This is a genomic window from Mycobacterium sp. 23 (assembly GCF_048287075.1).
GTDB classification, from domain to species: domain Bacteria; phylum Actinomycetota; class Actinomycetes; order Mycobacteriales; family Mycobacteriaceae; genus Mycobacterium; species Mycobacterium gordonae_B.
Window position 1 is genome coordinate 2,789,300 of record NZ_JBLVUX010000005.1, and the last position, 17,210, is coordinate 2,806,509.

Consider the following 17,210-nt stretch of genomic DNA (forward strand, 5'->3'; position numbering starts at 1 on the left):
TCAGAGCTGCACACTTCTGCACTACTTTGTCCGCATATATGGGCAAATACGCCCTTGGGAAGGGTTGCCTCGGCCTCGACTATGGAGCTACCCCACTCCACAGAAAGAGGTCTGACGATGAGGAACCTGCTCCGGAACGGTGCCGCAGCCGCCGCGATCGCGCTCGGGCTCGAGTTGATGCCCGCGATTGGAATCGGGCTGCCGGCGATCAGCCACGCGGACGAGCCCTGCCCTATTGACACGGTCTGGAACGCCGTACTGGAGCAGTGCGTGGAGAGCCCCGCCACACCTTCTGCACCCGCCCTGCCCCCGGCACCCGGCACGCCGGGCGGGCTCTACGGGCCCGGCGGATTGGGTGGGCCCGGTGGACCGGGCGGACCTCCGGCACCCGGCGAACTGTACGGCCCGTTCGGACCCCAGTCCGGAGCTCCCGGAACCCCGGGCGGCATCGGCTCTCCCGGCCAGATCGGTGGCATCGGCGGCCCGGGTGGATTTGGCGGACCCAGCATGGCCAGTGGCCACATGGGCGGGATGGGACGCGGTTAGCTGGTCGGCCTGCCGCGCCACTGCAGGGCCTCGAGCGCGACGGCCACATGCACGCTGCTGTGCTCGAGGGGCCGGGGAAGCAGCTGCTGGGCTCGGTCGAGCCGGCGCAGCAGCGTATTGCGGTGCGCGTAAAGGCGTTTGGTGGTCCGTCCGATGCTGCACTGTTCGTTGATGAAGGTCAGCACCGTGTGTTGCAACTCGGGGCTGGCCGACTCGAACTCGCCCAGCACGTTCTTGATGAAATCGTCTGCGGCTTGCGGGTTTTGGCTGATCAGCGCGATCAGCTGCACCTCGGCGAAGAACGCCACCCGCTGGGCAGAACGCAACCCGGCGACCATGCGCTGGGTGGTGAGCGCTTCGAGGTGGGTGCGCCGGAAGCCGTCGATCCCGAGAGCGGGGGTGCCGATGGCGATTCGCGTTCCCGGGGCAGCTTCCACCGCCCGTTGCACGCGCTCGATGTCCAGGGTCGCGTCGGGAATCCACACCCAGCGGCTGGCTGCGGCAGCTGTCACGGTGAGTGGGCGCGCGAACCCGGCGGCACGGCCGAGCGCGTCGGCGAGTTGGTCGAGCCGGCCGAGGTCACCGTCGGGTTCGTCGCACCAGATGACAGCGCCCGTGTGGTTGCGGTTCAGGGCGTAACCCAGCCTGCTTTCGGCACGCGAGCGGCTGATCGGGGCGCCATCGAGAATGAGCGCGGTGACTTCGCGGCGTTCGGCGTGGGTGCCGCGCAGCAATTCCTCCCGCTCCTGCCGAATCCGGGCGGCGATGCCGTCGGACGTGGCGTCGAGGAAGTCGCTGATGGACCGAAACGACACCTCGAACAACTCGCGCAACTCGTCCGCGTCCGACGTGAGCCGGAAGACGGTGTCCATCCAGATCTGCCAGCCGACGCTCTGCGCGGGCCGATAGGTGAACGGCTCCAGGCCGCGGCGCACCATGTCACGAGCGATGCTCAGCGGCTCCGGACCCAGGTTGGCCGGTACCGGAGCACCGGGATCGCTCACATTGGCTGCGGCCCAGTGCATCAGGCTGGACCGGACGCTGCGACGAGCGGACTCGGCGAGGACGGGGTCCTCGGCCACCGACGGGTTGGCCGCCATCGTCGCCCGATCGAATTCCTCGAGCCACTCCGCCGGTGCATCCAGGACGATCCGGGCGCCCTGCCGAATCAGTTCCCGCACCCGCGGCGACGGGCGTTGCCAGACCACGGTCCCCAGGTTAAGTCCGCCGATGCGGACGATGGACAGTTTTGCACCATTTACCGCGTATCTTGAACGGTTCTCAACCTGGGGCCGAATGCCGGCTACGCGTCCCAACTCGTCAGGTCACGAGCCGGAATGCCCTGACTGGCGCAGTAATTCGTGTAGCGCTCAACCGATGTCTTGTGGTTTTCCTGCCACAGGATGGTGTTGTTCTCGTCAATGAACAGCAACTCGCCGACGATGAAGAAGAACACCTCGGTGTCCTCCACGCTCTCCGGGGTGTGCCGGGAACCGGCGACCTCGTAGACGGTGTCACCGGCGCGCGAGACCCAGTTGTTCTCCTGGTAGCGCCACGCGCCGCTGACGGTGTGCCCAACCACGATGCCCGTGTGGTAGTGCGGGGGCAGCTCCAGGCCAGCCGGGAACTTCATCGAGACGACGATCTCGGCCCGGACCGGATCGACCTTCCAGTACTTCAGAAAGACCTGGTCGCTGAGCGGGGTGAACGGAATCCAGGGATTGTCGGCGCCGCTCATGTAGTTGACGTCGAGTTCTTGCATCGTCTGCATCGGGGTCTCCTTCTTCAGGTTGATGGCCGGTTGACCAACTGCCTGAGACGGTAGGGAGGAATCCCGCGATTTACTTGGCGCCCGATACCAGACTTGGCCACCACGCTTGTACTGAGATCACAACTGCCGGGTCAGACCCGGCAACGTGGGCAGCAGTGCCAGTGCCACCGCGAGGTCGATGCTGTCGGTGTCGATGCTGCGACCGAGGATCGTCTGCGCCTGATCGACGCGGTAACTGACGGTGTTGGGATGCACGGTGAGTCGCCGCGCGGCCCGGGTCCGGCTCCGATTCTCCTGCAGGTAAACGGATAAGGTCGTGGCGACCCGGAACGTCGCCTCGTCGTCGGCCGCCAGCGGGCCCAGCACCCGGTGCACGAACGCTTCAGCGAGTTCAGCGTTGCAACTGGCCAGCGCGGCAACCGCAACATCGCAATAGCGGGTCACCGTGCCGCCGGAGGCCACCAGCAACGCCGCGACCCGGCGCGCATTCGAGGCTTCCAGATGACTACAGCGGAAAGCTTTCAGGCCGAAGCCCGGCTCACCGATGCCGACCCGTACGCCGGCCGGGAGCTTCAGTGTGGGCGCATCGAGATCAGCTGTGCAGAAAGCACTTTGACGGCTGAACCAACCGAATGCCACCAGCGAGCCGGCCGGGTGGATCAGGGTGGTTTCACCACCGACCCCGTGTGCGACCGTGGTCAGCGCCTCACTCAAGACCGACTGCGCATCGACGTCCCCCTCCACCGTTTCCAGCCATGCCACCGCCCCGACATGATGGCGGTTGACGTCGTAGCGCAACCTTTTCGAGGCCCGCTGCGGGTCACGTTCGCGCTGCGTCAGGATCTCCTCGATGGCCCCGGTCCGGGCGGCCGCCGCGTTGCGCAGCCAGACTTCCCGTTCGGATTCGTAGGCTTCCTCCGCGCGGTTCTGGGCGGCATCGACATAACCGAACATCCAGCTGGTGGCCAGTCGCAACGTCGCGGCCTGCTCCGCCTGATCCGCCCCGGTGGACGCGATGCGGTCCCACATCCACTGCCATAACAGCTCGTGGGTCACACGATAGAAACGCATCAGGCTGGCCAGCGGGATCTGACGATTCACCCCGGCACGCGCAACGGCCCGGGTCGGCGCAGACAACTCGGCCTCACGAGGGTCGCCGCCGATGTCGAGGAGGTCGGCGACATTGCGCAGGCTCGCCGCGGTGCTGACGACGTTTTCCTTCACCGACTGCGGGTCCGGGAACAGCAGCGGCATCTCGTGCTGTACGCGGGCCACCGCCTGCTCAGCGAATTCGGTTGCACACGATCGTAATTCGATGGCGAGAGGGCGCAGAAACGTCTCCCAGAGCCGCTCAGCGCCGGGCTCGCGGAACGGTTCCCACGTGGGCTTCATGGCGGCTGAACATACTCCGTCGCGACGCCGCAACCATCGGGATCGGCGATTTTGGCGGTGGGCATTTGTGATCACGTCACAACCACCGGACTCGACCTTGGCACGCGGAGACGAGCGCTGACCGATGCTGAGCGCCTAACTTCTGCGGTGATCGGCGGGACAACACCGCTCAGAACACAGCTACCCACCAGAGGACAAACCATGGACCTGATGTCACCCATCGAATCGATGATGCTGCTTGCCGAGTCACCCGGGCACCCGATGCACGTCGCCGGACTGCAGCTGTTCCAGACACCGGATGGCGCCGGGCCGGAGTTCGCCGGCGACTACTACCGGTCACTGCGGTCCAGGGATGACGTAGCACCCCTGTTCAGCAGGTACCCGGCGAGCCTGCCGACGGGACTGAACCTCGGCTGGTCTTCCTCCGGAGACATCGACCTCGACTACCACGTGCGCCACTCGGCACTGCCCGGTCCCGGCCGGGTGCGGGAACTGCTGGAATTGACGTCCCGGCTGCATTCCACCATGCTCGACCGGCACCGGCCGCTGTGGGAGACCCACGTCATCGAAGGGCTGGCCGACGGACGCTTCGCCGTCTACACCAAGATCCATCACGCCCTCGTCGACGGGGTCTCGGCGATCAACCTGCTCCAGGGGGCACTGAGCGCGGACGCACTCGACGAAAGCATTAGGGCGCCCTGGTCGTCGGTGGCCGGCGCTGACGATCACGCCGACGGGCCGTCGCGATTGCAGGCGCTGGCTCAGGCAGTCAGATCCATTCCGCGCCTTGGTTCCTCGACGCTGGGACTGGCCCGTTCCGCGCTGTTCGAACAACAGCTCACGCTGCCGTTCCGGGCGCCGCGCACCATGTTCAACGTTCCGATCGGCGGTGCCCGACGATGTGCTGCGCAATCATGGCCGATGCAACGGATCAAGGATGTCAAGAACGCCGCCGGCGTCACCGTGAACGACGTAGTACTGGCGATGTGCGCCGGCGCACTGCGCGCCTACCTCTGCGAGCAGCACGCGCTCCCCGAAAAGCCCTTAGTGGCAATGGTTCCGGTCAGCTTGCGCACCGCCGACGAAGGTCCAGGAGGAAATGCGGTCACCGCCGTGCTGGCAAATCTGGCGACGCACGTCGACGATCCGGCACTGCGTCTCGCGACGATCAGCTCATCCATGCGCAAGAGCAAGGCCGTCCTGGCCGGCCTGCCCCGGGCGCAGGCGATCGCCATGGGCATGATGCTGCTGTCGCCCGTTGTACTGGGCGGCGTGACCGGTGGCATGGCCACACCGCCGCCCTTCAACGTGTGCATCTCCAATGTGCCGGGTGCGCGGAAACCGTTGTACGCCAATGGCGCTCGCCTGCAAGGCAGCTATCCGATGTCCATCGCCGCCAACGGTCAGGCGCTGAACATCACTCTGGTCGGTAGTGGCGACAGCCTCGACTTCGGTCTGGTGGGGTGCCGCCGTGCGGTCCCACACCTGCAGCGCCTGCTGGGTCACCTCGAGACCTCCCTCAAAGATCTGGAACGGGCCGTCGGACTCTGACCCGTATCAGCGGGTGCGCGAACCTACTTGATCGCGGCGGCGCGCCAGGTAGGCATGTTCGGCCGGGTTGTCGACGAGGGCGAGAGCCGCCTCGTAGGCGGCGCGGGCCTCATCCGATCGTCCGAGGCGCCTGAGCAACTCGGCGCGGGTGACATGAAACGGGTGATAACGCTGCATGGCAGCCTGCGGCAGTCGGTCAACCCGGGACAGGGCGACCGCGGGCCCGTCGAGCTCGGCGACGGCGATCGCGTAGTTGAGTTCGACCACGGGGCTGGAATCAAACTCCAGCAGCTGGCGGTACAACGCCACGATCTGGGACCAGTCGGTATCGGCCGCAGTAGGTGCATCGGTGTGCACCGCGTTGATCGCGGCCAGCAGTTGGTAACGGCCAGGTCTGTTGATAGACAGGCAGTTGCGGACCAGGGCATGTCCCTCAGCGATCAATGCCGGGTCCCATCCACCGCGGTCCTGTTCGTGCAGGGGCACCAATTCACCGTTGACGATCCGGCGCGACCGGCGGGCCTGGATGAGCAGCATCAGGGCCAGCAGGCCCGTCACCTCCGGCACCTCAGGCAGTAACCCGCGCAGGATGCGGGCGAGCCGGATCGCCTCGGCCGTCAGGTCGTCGCGCACCGGCGATCCCGCGGTCGCCAGGTAACCCTCATTGAAGACGAGATAGATCACGGCCAGCACAGCGGCGACCCGCTCGCCGAGGTCGTCGGTCGCGGGTACGCGATAAGGGATGTGCGCGTCCGCGATCTTCTTTTTCGCCCGGCTTATCCGCTGGGCCATCGTCGTCTCGGTCACCAGGAAGGCCGCGGCGATCTCGGCGACGGTGAGCCCGCCGAGGAGTCGCAACGTCAGCGCCACCCGCGCCTCAGGTGCGAGCGCCGGATGACAACAGGTGAAAATCAACCGCAGCCGGTCATCCTCGACGGGTCCCGTCGGCTCGTGCGCAGTGTCATCGCGAATCATGTTTGCTGCCAGATGTTTTGAAGGTCGAAGCGATTCACGCCGAAGCCGGTCGACCGCCTTGTTGGCCGCGGTCCGCGTCAGCCAGCCGGCCGGGTTGGGTGGAACCCCGTCCTGTGGCCACCGCTGCAGGGCGACCACCAGCGCCTCGCCGGCCGCCTCTTCGGCGACGTCGATGTCACCGAAGCGGCGCACCAGCGAGGCGACCACCCGCCCGTACTCTTCGCGGTACACCCGCTCGATCGGGTTCACCCGTTCGCCTAACCCTCCTGGAACGGCCGCACCTCGACCCGGCCCTGGCAGGCCTTCGACCCCTGCTTCGCCCAGTCCAGGGCGGCATCGAGGTCGGCGGCCTCGATGATCCAGAAACCGCCGAGGTACTCCTTGGACTCGGCGTACGGGCCGTCGGTGATGATCGGCTTCGCGCCGGTGTTGTCGACGGTGGTGGCCGACTCAGGTGCGGTCAGGCCACCGGCGAATACCCAGGCGCCTTCGGCCTGCAACTTGTTGTTGAAAGCGTCGACGGCCTCGAAGATCGGCTGCATCTGTTCGATGGTCATCTCCGCCATGGCGGCGGTGTCGGCGGCGTCGTGGTTGACGGCGAGGAAGTACTGCGGCATCACATGCTCCTTGAACTCCGCGGGCGGCCCGGTCTGGCTTGCCCGTCATGATGTCTACGAAGACGGCACGCTGGATATGACACGTCCCGACAAGAAAATTCATCGGGCGCCTCAACCGATCTGGTTTTCCTGTTCTCCCGCCGCCAGCAGCCGCAGAATCGCCGGATGGACGACCTCAGCATGGTCGAGATGTGGTGCATGCTTTGCACCCTGGACCGTGAGCAACTCCGCGCGGGGATACAACTGCAAGACGCGCTCCCTGTTTGCGTAGGGGGTGACTTTGTCCTCGGTGCCCCACACCACGAGCACCGGACGTCGATGGCGTCCGACAGCGGCCCACTGGTCGCCGGCGCGGGCAGGAAAGTGGGCGACGGTCGATGCGAAAGACTCTGCCATGCCCGGAAACCGGAGCTGTTCTCGTGCGCGTCGGTTGTAATCGGGGAATCGTCGCGGACGACTCAGGTGCTGGTTTTCCAGCTGGTCGACTACGTCGCCGATGCGGGAGGCGATGAGCTTCTGGCCGCCGGGCAGGCGCAACAACCGCTGGGCGAGGATTTTCAGTGACCCTGCCGCATAAAGACCGGGCGAAATCAGCGCGATGCTTGCGGCCCGGTCGGCAGATTCGGCGGCGAAACGAGTCACAACGAGAGCACCCATCGACCAGCCGACGAGATGCATGCTGTCGATCCCCAGCGTGTCCACCAACTCACGCAGTTGCCGCACATACACGTCGAGGTCATACCTGATCGGTGGCCGGTCGGAGAGCCCGCGACCGAACTGGTCGTAACGCAGCACCCGAAATCCTTGCCCGGCAAGCACTTCGGCCAGTGGCTCCCAGGCGTAGCTGGGCGTGACCAGGCCGTGCACCAGCACCACCCACGGACCCTCGTCACCGGCGACCTGGTAGGCGGTGATCCCCTGCGACAGTGACGCCGTCTGCGCGTCCGCCGCCTCTCGCGCCTGCGGCAATGACTGCATGCCCGCAGCCTATATACAGTGCAGGGATGTCGACTCGCAGTCGTGCAGCAGCCACCATCGCCGCCGCCCTCTCTGTCCTGTCGGTTCCGGCCGTGCTGAACACCGCCGAAGCCCACGGCGCGCCGCTACCCGGCTTCTGCACGCCACCCGCGTTGTCCGACAACGTCTGTACCGTGCGGTTGGCATCGGTGACGGCCAATGTCACCGACGGGACGATCACCGGGAAGCCGGTCGGCGGCGGGACCGCGATCACCCTCTCGGGACAAGCCGACGCGTACCTGAAGTCGACCGGATTCGGGGCTGCGCCCCCGGGCCCGATCCAGCGCTGGGATGCCGCGATCGACAGTGTGGGCCCCTACGACCCGAACAATCCCAACTGGTACGGCGACGCCAAGTCCAGAGCGTTCCTGCCCCGGACTCTCAATGACCTGGCCGCCCAGTTCCCGCCGAACGTTTTGGTCGTGCGGTTCACACCCGACGACGCGTACCCCGACTGGTTCCGACTGGTATCCATTCAGCCGACGTCGCAGTGATCTAAGCGTCAGCCGGGCCTTCCGCGGCTGCGGTCGCGACAGTCGGGCGCGACACCGACTCCACGCACACAACACGCCGAGAAATGTGTGCGTGGTTTATGTCTCGCGAAAGCGAGCACCGTTGCCGCGACGAAAACACCCCCGGACCAACAGGGCCGGGGGTGTATCGCCTACTACTGATCAGTGGTGGTGATGACCGTGGCCGTGGCCATGGTCGTCTTCCTCCTCGGCCGGCTTCTCGACGACGGCGGTCTCGGTGCTGAGCACCATCCGCGCCACCGACGAGGCGTTCAGCACGGCCGAACGGGTCACCTTCACCGGGTCGACGATGCCGGCGGCACCCAGGTCCTCGTAGGTCCGGGTGGCGGCGTTGAGGCCCTGCCCGGTGGGCAGCTCGCTGACCTTGTTGACCGCGACCGCGCCATCCATTCCGGCGTTGGTGGCGATCCAGTACAGCGGAGCGGCCAGCGCCTCGGAGAACACGTCGACTCCGAGCTTCTCGTCGCCGCTGAGTTCATTGCGCAGCGACTCCAGCACGTGGCGCGCCTGAATCAGCGCCGAGCCACCGCCGGGGACGATGCCCTCCTCGACCGCTGCCTTGGCAGCCGCAACGGCGTCCTCGACACTTTCCTTGCGCTCCTTGAGCGCGGTCTCGGTGGCGGCGCCGACCTGAATGACGGCCACCCCGCCGGCCAGCTTGGCAACCCGCTCCTGCAGCTTCTCCCGATCCCAGTCGGAGTCGCTGGCTTCGATCTCGCCGCGCAGCTGCTTGACCCGGTTTTGCACCGCGTCCTTGGAGCCGGCACCGTCGACGATGATCGTGTCGTCCTTGCTGACCACGACACGGCGGGCCGACCCCAGCACCTCGAGACCCACCTCGCGCAGCAGCAGTCCGGTGTCGGGATTGACCACCTCGCCGCCGGTCACGATGGCCAGGTCCTGCAGGAATGCCTTGCGGCGGTCACCGAAGAACGGCGCCTTGACCGCGACGGCCTTGAGCGTCTTGCGGATTGAGTTGACGACCAGCGTCGCCAGCGCCTCACCCTCGACGTCCTCGGCGATGATCAGCAGTGGCTTGCCCGATTCGGCGACCTTCTCCAGCAACGGCAGCAGGTCGGGCAGCGAGCTGATCTTGTCCTGGTGGAGCAGAATCAGCGGGTCTTCGAGCACCGCCTGCTGGGCGTCGAAGTCGGTGACGAAGTAGGCCGACAGGAAGCCCTTGTCGAAGCCCACGCCCTCGGTGAACTCCAGCTGGGTGTCCAGCGTCGAGGACTCCTCCACGCTGACTACGCCGTCGTGGCCGACCTTGCTCATCGCCTCGCCGACCAGGTCGCCCAGCCGCTCGTCACGCGAGGAAACCGTCGCCACCTGGGCGATGGCCTCTTTGCCCGACACCGGGGTGGCCGCGGCCAGCAGCGCCTCGGATACCGCGTCGGCGGCCTTGCTGATGCCCGAACCCAGGGCGATCGGGTTGACACCGGCGGCGACGAGCCGCAGCCCGCCCTTCACCAGGGCCTGGGCCAGCACGGTCGCGGTGGTGGTGCCGTCACCGGCGACGTCGTTGGTCTTGGTGGCGACCGACTTCACCAGCTGCGCACCGAGATTCTCGAAGGGGTCTTCCAGGTCGATCTCGCGTGCGACGGTGACACCGTCGTTGGTCACCTGCGGTCCGCCGAACGCCTTGGCCAGCACCACGTGGCGGCCACCGGGTCCGAGCGTCACCTTGACCGCGTCCGCGAGCTTGTTCACGCCCGCTTCCATCGCACGACGCGCGGTCGCGTCGTACTCAATAATTTTGCTCATGAGGCTCCTTCGCCAAACTGCCTAACGCATGCCGCCCCGGAAATCACCCGCGCTTGCGTGCGGGGATCGCCGGGGCGGAACACGTTGCGTTACTTGGAAACGACCGGTGTTACTTGGAAACGACAGCCAGCACGTCGCGTGCCGACAGGATCAGGTATTCCTCGCCGCCGTACTTGATCTCGGTGCCGCCGTACTTGCTGTAGATGACGGTGTCACCCTCAGCGACGTCGAGCGGGATCCGCTTTTCGCCATCCTCGTCCCAACGGCCGGGGCCGACTGCGACGACGGTGCCCTCCTGGGGCTTCTCCTTGGCGGTGTCGGGAATGACCAGACCGGATGCGGTCGTGGTCTCGGCCTCGTTGGCCTGTACGAGAATCTTGTCCTCGAGTGGCTTGATGTTGACCTTCGCCACGATTGGAGCCCTCCACTAGTTGAATCGGGTCCGGAGCGTATGCCCTGACCGGAGTTGGCGGTCGGTCCGGGCTGCCCCGCACCGTCCGAATTACCAGGTGATTCGGCAATCGTCCGGGTCCCTCGCGCCGTCGTCGCGGGTGCCGACACAGGGGTCGTCCGAATGCCACCTAGCACTCTATACATGAGAGTGCTAGCACTCAAGGGTGCCCCGGTGCTTCTACGCGCACAGCGAACATCGGCCCGCCCACGCCGGCAACGCGGGCCAGGTTCTGGACGCGTCGCCTTGGTCAATGCGCAAGAGACCGTACATCCGGCATACACGGCCGACCACGCCGATTCTGTGCGGTGCGCGATAGCGTGGGCCGTCCCCCACTGGGCCGACGAGAGGGTTCGCCGCATGTCACCAACCAGCACCGGATGAGCAGCCTTGGTCGATGCGCTCACCGTGAAGGGCACAGCATGGTCGGCGACGGGGTCGCGGGCGCGTGACCTCAGCTGATGCGGGAGACTTCGAGACAGTACTCGGGGCTGCGGTGCTCCTGCACGAAAACGGCCAGTCGACCGACATGACTCTGATCGCCGTGCGGCGCCTCAGTCGCGGTCTCGGGATGACAGCAGTCGCGATTCCGTCGTGGACCTCGATGACCCTGACTACCGAGGAGACGGCGCCACAACTCCGAGTCGTACCGGTGGCCCCCGTCGCGGTGAACATGCGGCGGGTGTCGGCGGCCATGCGGGCCATCGACCGAGCCGAGGACGGAACACTAGATCGCCCGCTTCTCCGGCGCGAGCTCGCGGACGCAGCCCGGGAGAGCGGATCCGCGACACCACCGTTCGTCATCGCTTGCGCGCTCGGTGCCGCAGCGTTGTCGATTGTGTTCGGTATCACCGATTTTTGGGCGATCGCCCTAGTCGCTGCCAGTGCCGCCGTCGGAGGCGGATGCCGTCGCCTGCTGGCCCGGTGGCAGGTCGGAGCATTCGCTCAGGTCTTCACCGCTGCGCTGGTGGCAGGGTTGGGCGGAGCTCTCGCGCCGCACCTCGGACTCGGCGGTGTGGTCGGGCTGACGGCCGTGTGCCCGGCGATGGTGCTGGTGCCGGGACCTCAGATCCTCAATGGCGCGATGGACTTGCTCGCCGCGCGGATAAGTCTGGGCCTGAGCCGGCTTGGCTACGCTGCCGTCATTTTCGCGGCGATCGCCGCCGGACTCGTCCTCGGGCTGTTTGTCGGCGGGCAGACGTTACCGCTCTGGTCGACCGACGTCGATGTCCCGATCTGTGCCGACGTCCTCGCAGCGGGAGTCGCCGCGGCGGCCTACCCCGTTTACTTCTCCATGCCCTACCGGATGATCGGATTACCCGTCGCGGCCGGCATGATCGCGCATGCCGTGCACTGGTTCGCCGTCGACGTATGGCATGCCGGCCTGCCGGGTGCAGCTCTGGTGTCATGCCTGGTCGTCGGCGCGGCCCTCGCCCCGGTTAGCCACCTGCTGCGAATACCGTTCGCCGCCATCGGATTTGCCGCTGTCGTCGCCCTTGTCCCAGGCATGTACGTGTTCAGAGTTCTGGCCGGCCTGATGCGGCTGACCACAGACACCTCCCCATCGGTCATTGCCGCCACCGTGTCGAACGGGTCGATAGCCGTATTCGTGGTGGCCGCCATGGCAGTCGGGCTAGCGGTGCCCAATCACATCCGAAACGCCGTCGTAGCCGCTCGGGGGTCCTAGCCGACCTGACCCACCACGACGGGCAGTCCCGGATCACTCGGCGCGTCCAAGGGCGACGGCGCCGCGCCCGCGGCCACCAGGTGCGCGGCGAACGAGGCGATCATCGCGCCGTTGTCGGTGCACAGTCGCGGTTTGGGAATACGCAACGTCAGGCCCGCGTCGCGGCAGCGCTGCGTGGCCAGCTCGCGCAACCGCGAGTTCGCGGCCACCCCACCGGCGATCAGCAGCGTCGACACCCCCAATTCGGTTGCCGCACGCACCGCCTTTCGGGTGAGCACATCGGCCACCGCTTCCTGGAAGCCGGCGGCCACGTCGGCGGGCACGTAGTCGGGATTGCTCTCGACATAGCGGGCCACGGCGGTCTTCAGACCCGAGAAGCTGAAGGCGTACGGGTCATCCCGCGGCCCGGTCATGCCGCGCGGAAACCCGACCGCGTCGCGGTCGCCGGAGCGGGCCAGCTCGTCGAGCACCCGGCCGCCCGGGTAGCCCAGGCCCAGCAGCCGGGCCACCTTGTCGTAGGCCTCACCGGCCGCGTCGTCGACGGTGCTGCCCAGTTCGACGATCGGTTCTGCGAGAGAGCGGACATGCAGTAGGTGGGTGTGCCCGCCGGACACCAGCAGGGCAACCGACTCGGGCAGTGGGCCGTGCTCGTAGACGTCGGCGGCCAGGTGTCCACCCAGGTGGTTCACCGCGTAGAACGGCACCCCCCAGGCGGCCGAATATGCTTTGGCCGCAGCAACTCCCACCAATAGCGCACCCGCCAGCCCCGGTCCGATGGTGGCCGCGACGATGTCCGGCTTGGCGAATCCGGCCGTCGCCAGCGCGCGCCGCATCGCGGGACCCAGGGCTTCCAGGTGCGCCCGGGACGCGATCTCAGGCACCACTCCGCCGAACCGGACGTGCTCGTCGACGCTGGACGCGACCTCGTCGGCCAGCAACGCCACGGTGCCGTCGGCATTAAGCCGGGCAATCCCGATACCCGTTTCGTCGCAAGAGGTTTCGATGGCAAGGATGGTCGTCATCTATCGAGCGTCCCTCCGCATGGTGTACGCGTCGGCCCCGCTGACGCGGTAGTACCGCTTGCGCAGACCGATCTGCTCGAACCCCACACTGCGGTAGAGACCGATGGCGGGTTCGTTGTCGGTACGGACCTCGAGGAACACCACTCCCCCGTCCGCGAAGTCCAGCAGGGCGCCGAGCAATCGGCGGCCGATCCCGTGTCCCTGGTAGGCGGGGTCTACGCCGATGGTGTGCACCTCGTACTCGAACGGCGCGACTCGCCCCAGCCGGGAGATGCCCGCGTACCCGACGAGCGTGCCGCCGCTGCGGGCGCCGACGTAGTGGTTGGTCTTGCTGTGCAGTTCGCGTTGGAACGCGACGGCCGGCCACGGGTCGTCGCCGTCGAACAGCAACGCTTCCAGTTCGGCACACCGTGCGGCGTCCCCGTACGTCAGCGGACCCAGGGTGACCGGGTCGAGGTGGGCGGTCACGACCGAGCCGCCAGCGGCTTGGCGTCGGGTCGACGCAGGTACAGCGCCACCAGCGGCGCGGGTTCGGCGGACCAGTCGGGCACCGCGCGCACCAGACCGGCCGGCGTCGGGTACCCGGGCTCGCAGTACGGCAGGTCGAACAGCGCCGCGTGCTCCGGGGACCCGGCGACCGCGCGCGCCGCACCCGGGTCGACGTCGGCCGCGGCGTTCACGGCGGGGCCTTCGGTGCGAACGCCGTCGCGGTAGCGCGCCCAGTAGACCTCCCGGCGCCGGGCGTCCGTCACCACCAGAGCCTCACCGGTGGTGAGCACGCCGATGGCGTCCAGGCTGCACACGCCGTGCACCGGGATGCCCAGTGCGTGCCCGTAGGCGGCCCCGCTCGCCATGCCGGCCCTCAGACCGGTGAACGGCCCAGGTCCGCAGCCGACCACCACGGCGTCCAGATCGGCCATCGTCAGCCCTGAATCGAACAGCGCCGCAACAACATTGGGAGTCAGCCGCTCGGCGTGGGCGCGGGCGTCGACGGTGACCCGCTGCGCCATCGTCGCGAAGTCGTCACCTTGGACGATGCCCGCCGTGACGGCGGGGGTGGAGGTGTCGAGCGTCAACAGGATCATGCGTGAACCCACTCCCACGTCGCGGTCCGCACGTCCGAATGGGCGAGGCGCTCGAGGCGGACGTCGAGGTGCCGTTCGGCGAGGCGCTCGACGAGCCCTTCGCCCCACTCCACCACCACGACGGCGTCCTCGAGATCGGTGTCGAGGTCGAGCGAGTCGAGCTCGCCGAGCAGGTCCGCGCCGTGCTGGTCGAGCAGTCGGTAGACGTCGACATGGATCAGCGACGGAGTGCCCGCAGAACGGGCACGATGCACCCGCGCCAGCACGAACGTCGGCGACGTCACCGGGCCATCGACGTCCATTGCCGCGGCAATTCCCTTGGCCAACACTGTTTTTCCAGCACCCAGCGGACCCGAGAGCACGACCACGTCGCCGGCGCGCAACTGTTCGCCCAGCTTCGACCCGAGCGCGAGCGTGTCCTCGACACGCTCGAGCGTGGCCTTGCCGCCATCAAACCCAGAGTCAGCCACGGCGCCGGAACCGCCCGCGCACCCGCTCGCCGAATCGGCGGTAGTGCCACTTCAGCTTGCCCGGCTGCGACCGCTCGATCAGCCGGATCAGCCCGTCGTTGATGGTGTCCGGCTTGTCCAGCAACGCCAGGTGGCTGGCGCCGGGGACGATCACCAACTCCGACTGCGGCAGCGAGGCAGCCATCAACCGGGAATATTCGTCTGGGGTGAGCAGGTCGTGGTCTCCGCAGGCGATCAGGGTCGGGATCTTCAGCAGCGTCCACAGTCCCGCGGTTTCGTCGTGCTTCTCCAGGGCGCGCAGGAAGCCGACCAGGGTGGCGATCGGGGTGCCGTTCATCATCCGCTGGGAGAAGGCGTCCAGACTGCGGCTGACCTGCAGATCGCTGTAGGACGCGGCGCGCAGGATAGGACCGATCAGGGACCGGGACACGTTGCGTCCCCGGTGCATCAGCTTCGGCGCGGATTTGGCGGTGAACCGGACCGCGTCCAGCGCCGGGTTTTTCAGGAACGCCCCCAGCGGTGAGCGGGTGACGCCTTCGGCGGCCGACGAGATCAGGGCCGCTCCCACGATGCGGCGGCCGTACTGTTCGGGGAATTGCCCGGCGTGCGACAGCACCGTCATGCCGCCCATCGAATGGCCCACCAGAATGATCGGACCACGCGGCGCGGTGACCTGCAGCACCGTTTCCAGATCCCGGCCGAGTTGGGTGAGCGTGTAGGAGTCCGGCTCGCCCTCGCCGGACTGGCCGTGACCACGCTGGTCGTAGAACACCATGCGCACCTGCGAACCCAGCACTTCGCCCAGCCGCATCCGCTGAAAGTGGAAGGCGCCCATCCGTAGACAGAAGCCGTGCGCGAAGACGACGGTCAGCGGTGCGTCGGGCGGCCCGGCCTCCCGGACCGCCAGCGGTACCCCGTCAGAAGTCATCACCACCTGGGCGCGGTCACTGTCGAGTCGCTCGAAATCCTCGTCCGCCCAGGGGTCTTCGTCGGATGAGGTGCGCTCGATGATCGTCTTGCGGGCCGACGCACCGACCAGGGTGGCCACCGCGGTCAGCCCAGCACTACCCGCGAGCCAGGCCTTGCCCTTCGGGATGCGGTGGCTGTGGTCAGCGCTCAACGGGCTTCGACCTCGCGGTAGGTTCTGGTAATCCGGCCGCGGATGCCGGTGACCACCTCATAGTGAATCGTCCCGATCAGGTCGGCCCAATCCTGTGCGGTGGGTTCCCCGCGGGTGCCGGGCCCGAACAGGATCGCCTCGTCGCCCTCGGCGACGTCCGGCCGGCCGGGCCCCAGGTCGACGACGAACTGGTCCATACAGACCCGTCCCACCCCGGGGCGCCGACGGCCGTTGATCAGCACGTCCAGCCGCCCGCCCAGGGACCTGAACACGCCGTCGGCGTAGCCGATCGGAATCAGCGCCAGGTTCGTGTCGCGGGGGGCAATCCAGGTGTGCGCGTAGGACACGCCCTCCCCGGCTTTGATCGACTTGACCAGTGCGACAGGGGATTTGACCGTCATCGCCGGAATCAGACCCATGTCGCCCAGTCTAGGCACCGGGCTGAGCCCGTATACCGCGATGCCCGGACGCACCAGGTCGAAGGTCAGGTCGGGACGGACCATGGTGGCCGAGGAGTTCGACAGGTGTGCCACCTCGAACCGCAACCCCTGATCGGCGGCGTAGGCCGACATGTCGCGGAACCGCTGGGCCTGGATGTCGTTGATCGGCTGCTCGGGGGCGTCGGCGAAGACCATGTGCGACATCAGCCCTCGCAGCGTGATCGCCTCGGCCGCGACGGCCAACTTGAGCCCGCTCACCATGGCGGGGAAATCCGCCGCGGCCACGCCGTTGCGGTTCAGACCGGTGTCCACCTTGACCGTGACGGTCGCCTGGGTGCCGGTCCGGTGTACCGCGTCCAGCACTTCTTCGAGTTGGCGTACCGAGGAGACCGCGATCTGCACGTCGCCCTGTAGGGCGGGAGCGAAGTCACAGCCCGGCGGATGCAGCCAGGCCAGAATCGGGTCCAGAATGCCGTCGGCCCGCAGCGCAAGAGCCTCGTCGATCGTGGCCACGCCGAGTTCGGTGGCGCCGGCGGCCAGTGCGGTGAACGCGACGCGAGTCGCGCCGTGCCCGTAGCCGTCGGCCTTGACCACAGCCATGACCTGAGCTTTTCCGGCGTGCTCCCGCAACACCCGCACGTTGTGCGCAATGGCGCCCAGGTCGATAACGGCCTCGGCGAGGACGCCCGGGGTCAGGGAGATCGGCGTGACGGACACGCCGACCATTGTCCCAGAACTGTCGCCGGCATCCACCGGTTGCCGTTATGCG

General features: G+C 67.3%; 18 protein-coding genes. 4 read left to right on the forward strand and 14 right to left on the reverse strand.

The features are described 5' to 3' along the window. The first annotated feature begins 117 nt into the window (after positions 1–117). The gene (locus tag ACNQS7_RS14070; RefSeq protein WP_418013012.1) at positions 118–546 is read left to right on the forward strand and encodes a hypothetical protein; all 429 of its coding nucleotides are present in this window, start codon (positions 118–120) and stop codon (positions 544–546) included. Here ACNQS7_RS14070 and ACNQS7_RS14075 read toward each other — a convergent pair. From ACNQS7_RS14075 to ACNQS7_RS14085, 3 genes are all read right to left on the reverse strand, one after another. Then, a complete protein-coding gene (locus ACNQS7_RS14075) occupies positions 543–1,754 on the reverse strand; it encodes a PucR family transcriptional regulator (protein ID WP_418013013.1) in 1,212 nt (403 codons plus the stop codon). The two genes, ACNQS7_RS14070 and ACNQS7_RS14075, sit on opposite strands and share 4 nt — an antisense overlap. 95 nt (positions 1,755–1,849) lie before the next feature. Next, positions 1,850–2,317: a 2,4'-dihydroxyacetophenone dioxygenase family protein gene (locus ACNQS7_RS14080; RefSeq protein ID WP_055579195.1), complete on the reverse strand. Its 468-nt coding sequence runs from the start codon at positions 2,315–2,317 to the stop codon at positions 1,850–1,852. Between the two features lie 117 nt (positions 2,318–2,434). Next, a complete protein-coding gene (locus ACNQS7_RS14085; RefSeq protein ID WP_418013014.1) occupies positions 2,435–3,709 on the reverse strand; it encodes a PucR family transcriptional regulator in 1,275 nt (424 codons plus the stop codon). A 201-nt stretch (positions 3,710–3,910) separates the two neighbouring features. Here ACNQS7_RS14085 and ACNQS7_RS14090 point away from each other — a divergent pair, with 201 nt between their 5' ends. Continuing rightward, complete coding sequence (locus tag ACNQS7_RS14090; RefSeq protein WP_418013015.1) at positions 3,911–5,260, forward strand: WS/DGAT/MGAT family O-acyltransferase; 1,350 nt, start codon at positions 3,911–3,913, stop codon at positions 5,258–5,260. Between the two features lie 6 nt (positions 5,261–5,266). Here ACNQS7_RS14090 and ACNQS7_RS14095 read toward each other — a convergent pair whose 3' ends face one another. From ACNQS7_RS14095 to ACNQS7_RS14105, 3 genes are all read right to left on the reverse strand, one after another. Further along, positions 5,267–6,484 carry an RNA polymerase sigma factor gene (locus ACNQS7_RS14095; protein ID WP_418013016.1) on the reverse strand — a complete coding sequence of 406 codons (1,218 nt, stop codon included), beginning with the start codon at positions 6,482–6,484 and terminating at the stop codon, positions 5,267–5,269. 8 nt (positions 6,485–6,492) lie between these two features. Next, positions 6,493–6,852 carry a YciI family protein gene (locus ACNQS7_RS14100; protein ID WP_418013017.1) on the reverse strand — a complete coding sequence of 120 codons (360 nt, stop codon included), beginning with the start codon at positions 6,850–6,852 and terminating at the stop codon, positions 6,493–6,495. A 111-nt stretch (positions 6,853–6,963) separates the two neighbouring features. Beyond that, a complete protein-coding gene (locus tag ACNQS7_RS14105; RefSeq protein ID WP_418013018.1) occupies positions 6,964–7,830 on the reverse strand; it encodes an alpha/beta fold hydrolase in 867 nt (288 codons plus the stop codon). A 26-nt stretch (positions 7,831–7,856) separates the two neighbouring features. Here ACNQS7_RS14105 and ACNQS7_RS14110 point away from each other — a divergent pair, with 26 nt between their 5' ends. Next, the gene (locus ACNQS7_RS14110) at positions 7,857–8,363 is read left to right on the forward strand and encodes a hypothetical protein (RefSeq protein ID WP_418013019.1); all 507 of its coding nucleotides are present in this window, start codon (positions 7,857–7,859) and stop codon (positions 8,361–8,363) included. Between the two features lie 180 nt (positions 8,364–8,543). Here the strand turns inward: ACNQS7_RS14110 and groL are convergent, their stop codons facing one another. Together groL and groES are read right to left on the reverse strand one after the other, a co-directional pair. Beyond that, entirely contained in the window at positions 8,544–10,166 is a 1,623-nt protein-coding gene (groL, locus tag ACNQS7_RS14115) for a chaperonin GroEL (RefSeq protein ID WP_418013020.1), read from the reverse strand. Between the two features lie 109 nt (positions 10,167–10,275). After that, positions 10,276–10,578, reverse strand: coding sequence for a co-chaperone GroES (gene groES / locus ACNQS7_RS14120; RefSeq protein WP_011739140.1), 303 nt, complete (start codon positions 10,576–10,578; stop codon positions 10,276–10,278). Positions 10,579–11,065: 487 nt separating this feature from the next. On the opposite strand from groES, the gene ACNQS7_RS14125 reads away from it, so the two are divergent. Beyond that, on the forward strand, positions 11,066–12,304 hold the full coding sequence (locus tag ACNQS7_RS14125) for a threonine/serine exporter family protein (RefSeq protein WP_418013021.1): 1,239 nt from the start codon (positions 11,066–11,068) through the stop codon (positions 12,302–12,304). Here ACNQS7_RS14125 and tsaD read toward each other — a convergent pair. From tsaD to alr, 6 genes are read right to left on the reverse strand one after another with little or no spacing between them, the layout of a single operon-like run. After that, positions 12,301–13,326: a tRNA (adenosine(37)-N6)-threonylcarbamoyltransferase complex transferase subunit TsaD gene (gene tsaD / locus ACNQS7_RS14130; RefSeq protein ID WP_418013022.1), complete on the reverse strand. Its 1,026-nt coding sequence runs from the start codon at positions 13,324–13,326 to the stop codon at positions 12,301–12,303. The two genes, ACNQS7_RS14125 and tsaD, sit on opposite strands and share 4 nt — an antisense overlap. Then, positions 13,327–13,794, reverse strand: a complete 468-nt coding sequence (rimI, locus tag ACNQS7_RS14135; RefSeq protein ID WP_418013023.1) for a ribosomal protein S18-alanine N-acetyltransferase — start codon at positions 13,792–13,794, stop codon at positions 13,327–13,329. It abuts the gene before it with no gap. After that, positions 13,791–14,411, reverse strand: a complete 621-nt coding sequence (gene tsaB / locus ACNQS7_RS14140) for a tRNA (adenosine(37)-N6)-threonylcarbamoyltransferase complex dimerization subunit type 1 TsaB (protein ID WP_418013024.1) — start codon at positions 14,409–14,411, stop codon at positions 13,791–13,793. Before tsaB ends, rimI begins: the two co-directional genes overlap by 4 nt. After that, entirely contained in the window at positions 14,408–14,881 is a 474-nt protein-coding gene (tsaE, locus tag ACNQS7_RS14145) for a tRNA (adenosine(37)-N6)-threonylcarbamoyltransferase complex ATPase subunit type 1 TsaE (RefSeq protein WP_418013025.1), read from the reverse strand. Before tsaE ends, tsaB begins: the two co-directional genes overlap by 4 nt. Continuing rightward, positions 14,874–15,938, reverse strand: a complete 1,065-nt coding sequence (locus ACNQS7_RS14150; RefSeq protein ID WP_418015991.1) for an alpha/beta fold hydrolase — start codon at positions 15,936–15,938, stop codon at positions 14,874–14,876. Before ACNQS7_RS14150 ends, tsaE begins: the two co-directional genes overlap by 8 nt. A gap of 59 nt (positions 15,939–15,997) precedes the next feature. Then, positions 15,998–17,158 (reverse strand): alanine racemase, encoded by a 1,161-nt coding sequence (gene alr / locus ACNQS7_RS14155; RefSeq protein WP_418013026.1) that lies wholly within the window; start codon positions 17,156–17,158, stop codon positions 15,998–16,000. Positions 17,159–17,210: the final 52 nt, after the last annotated feature.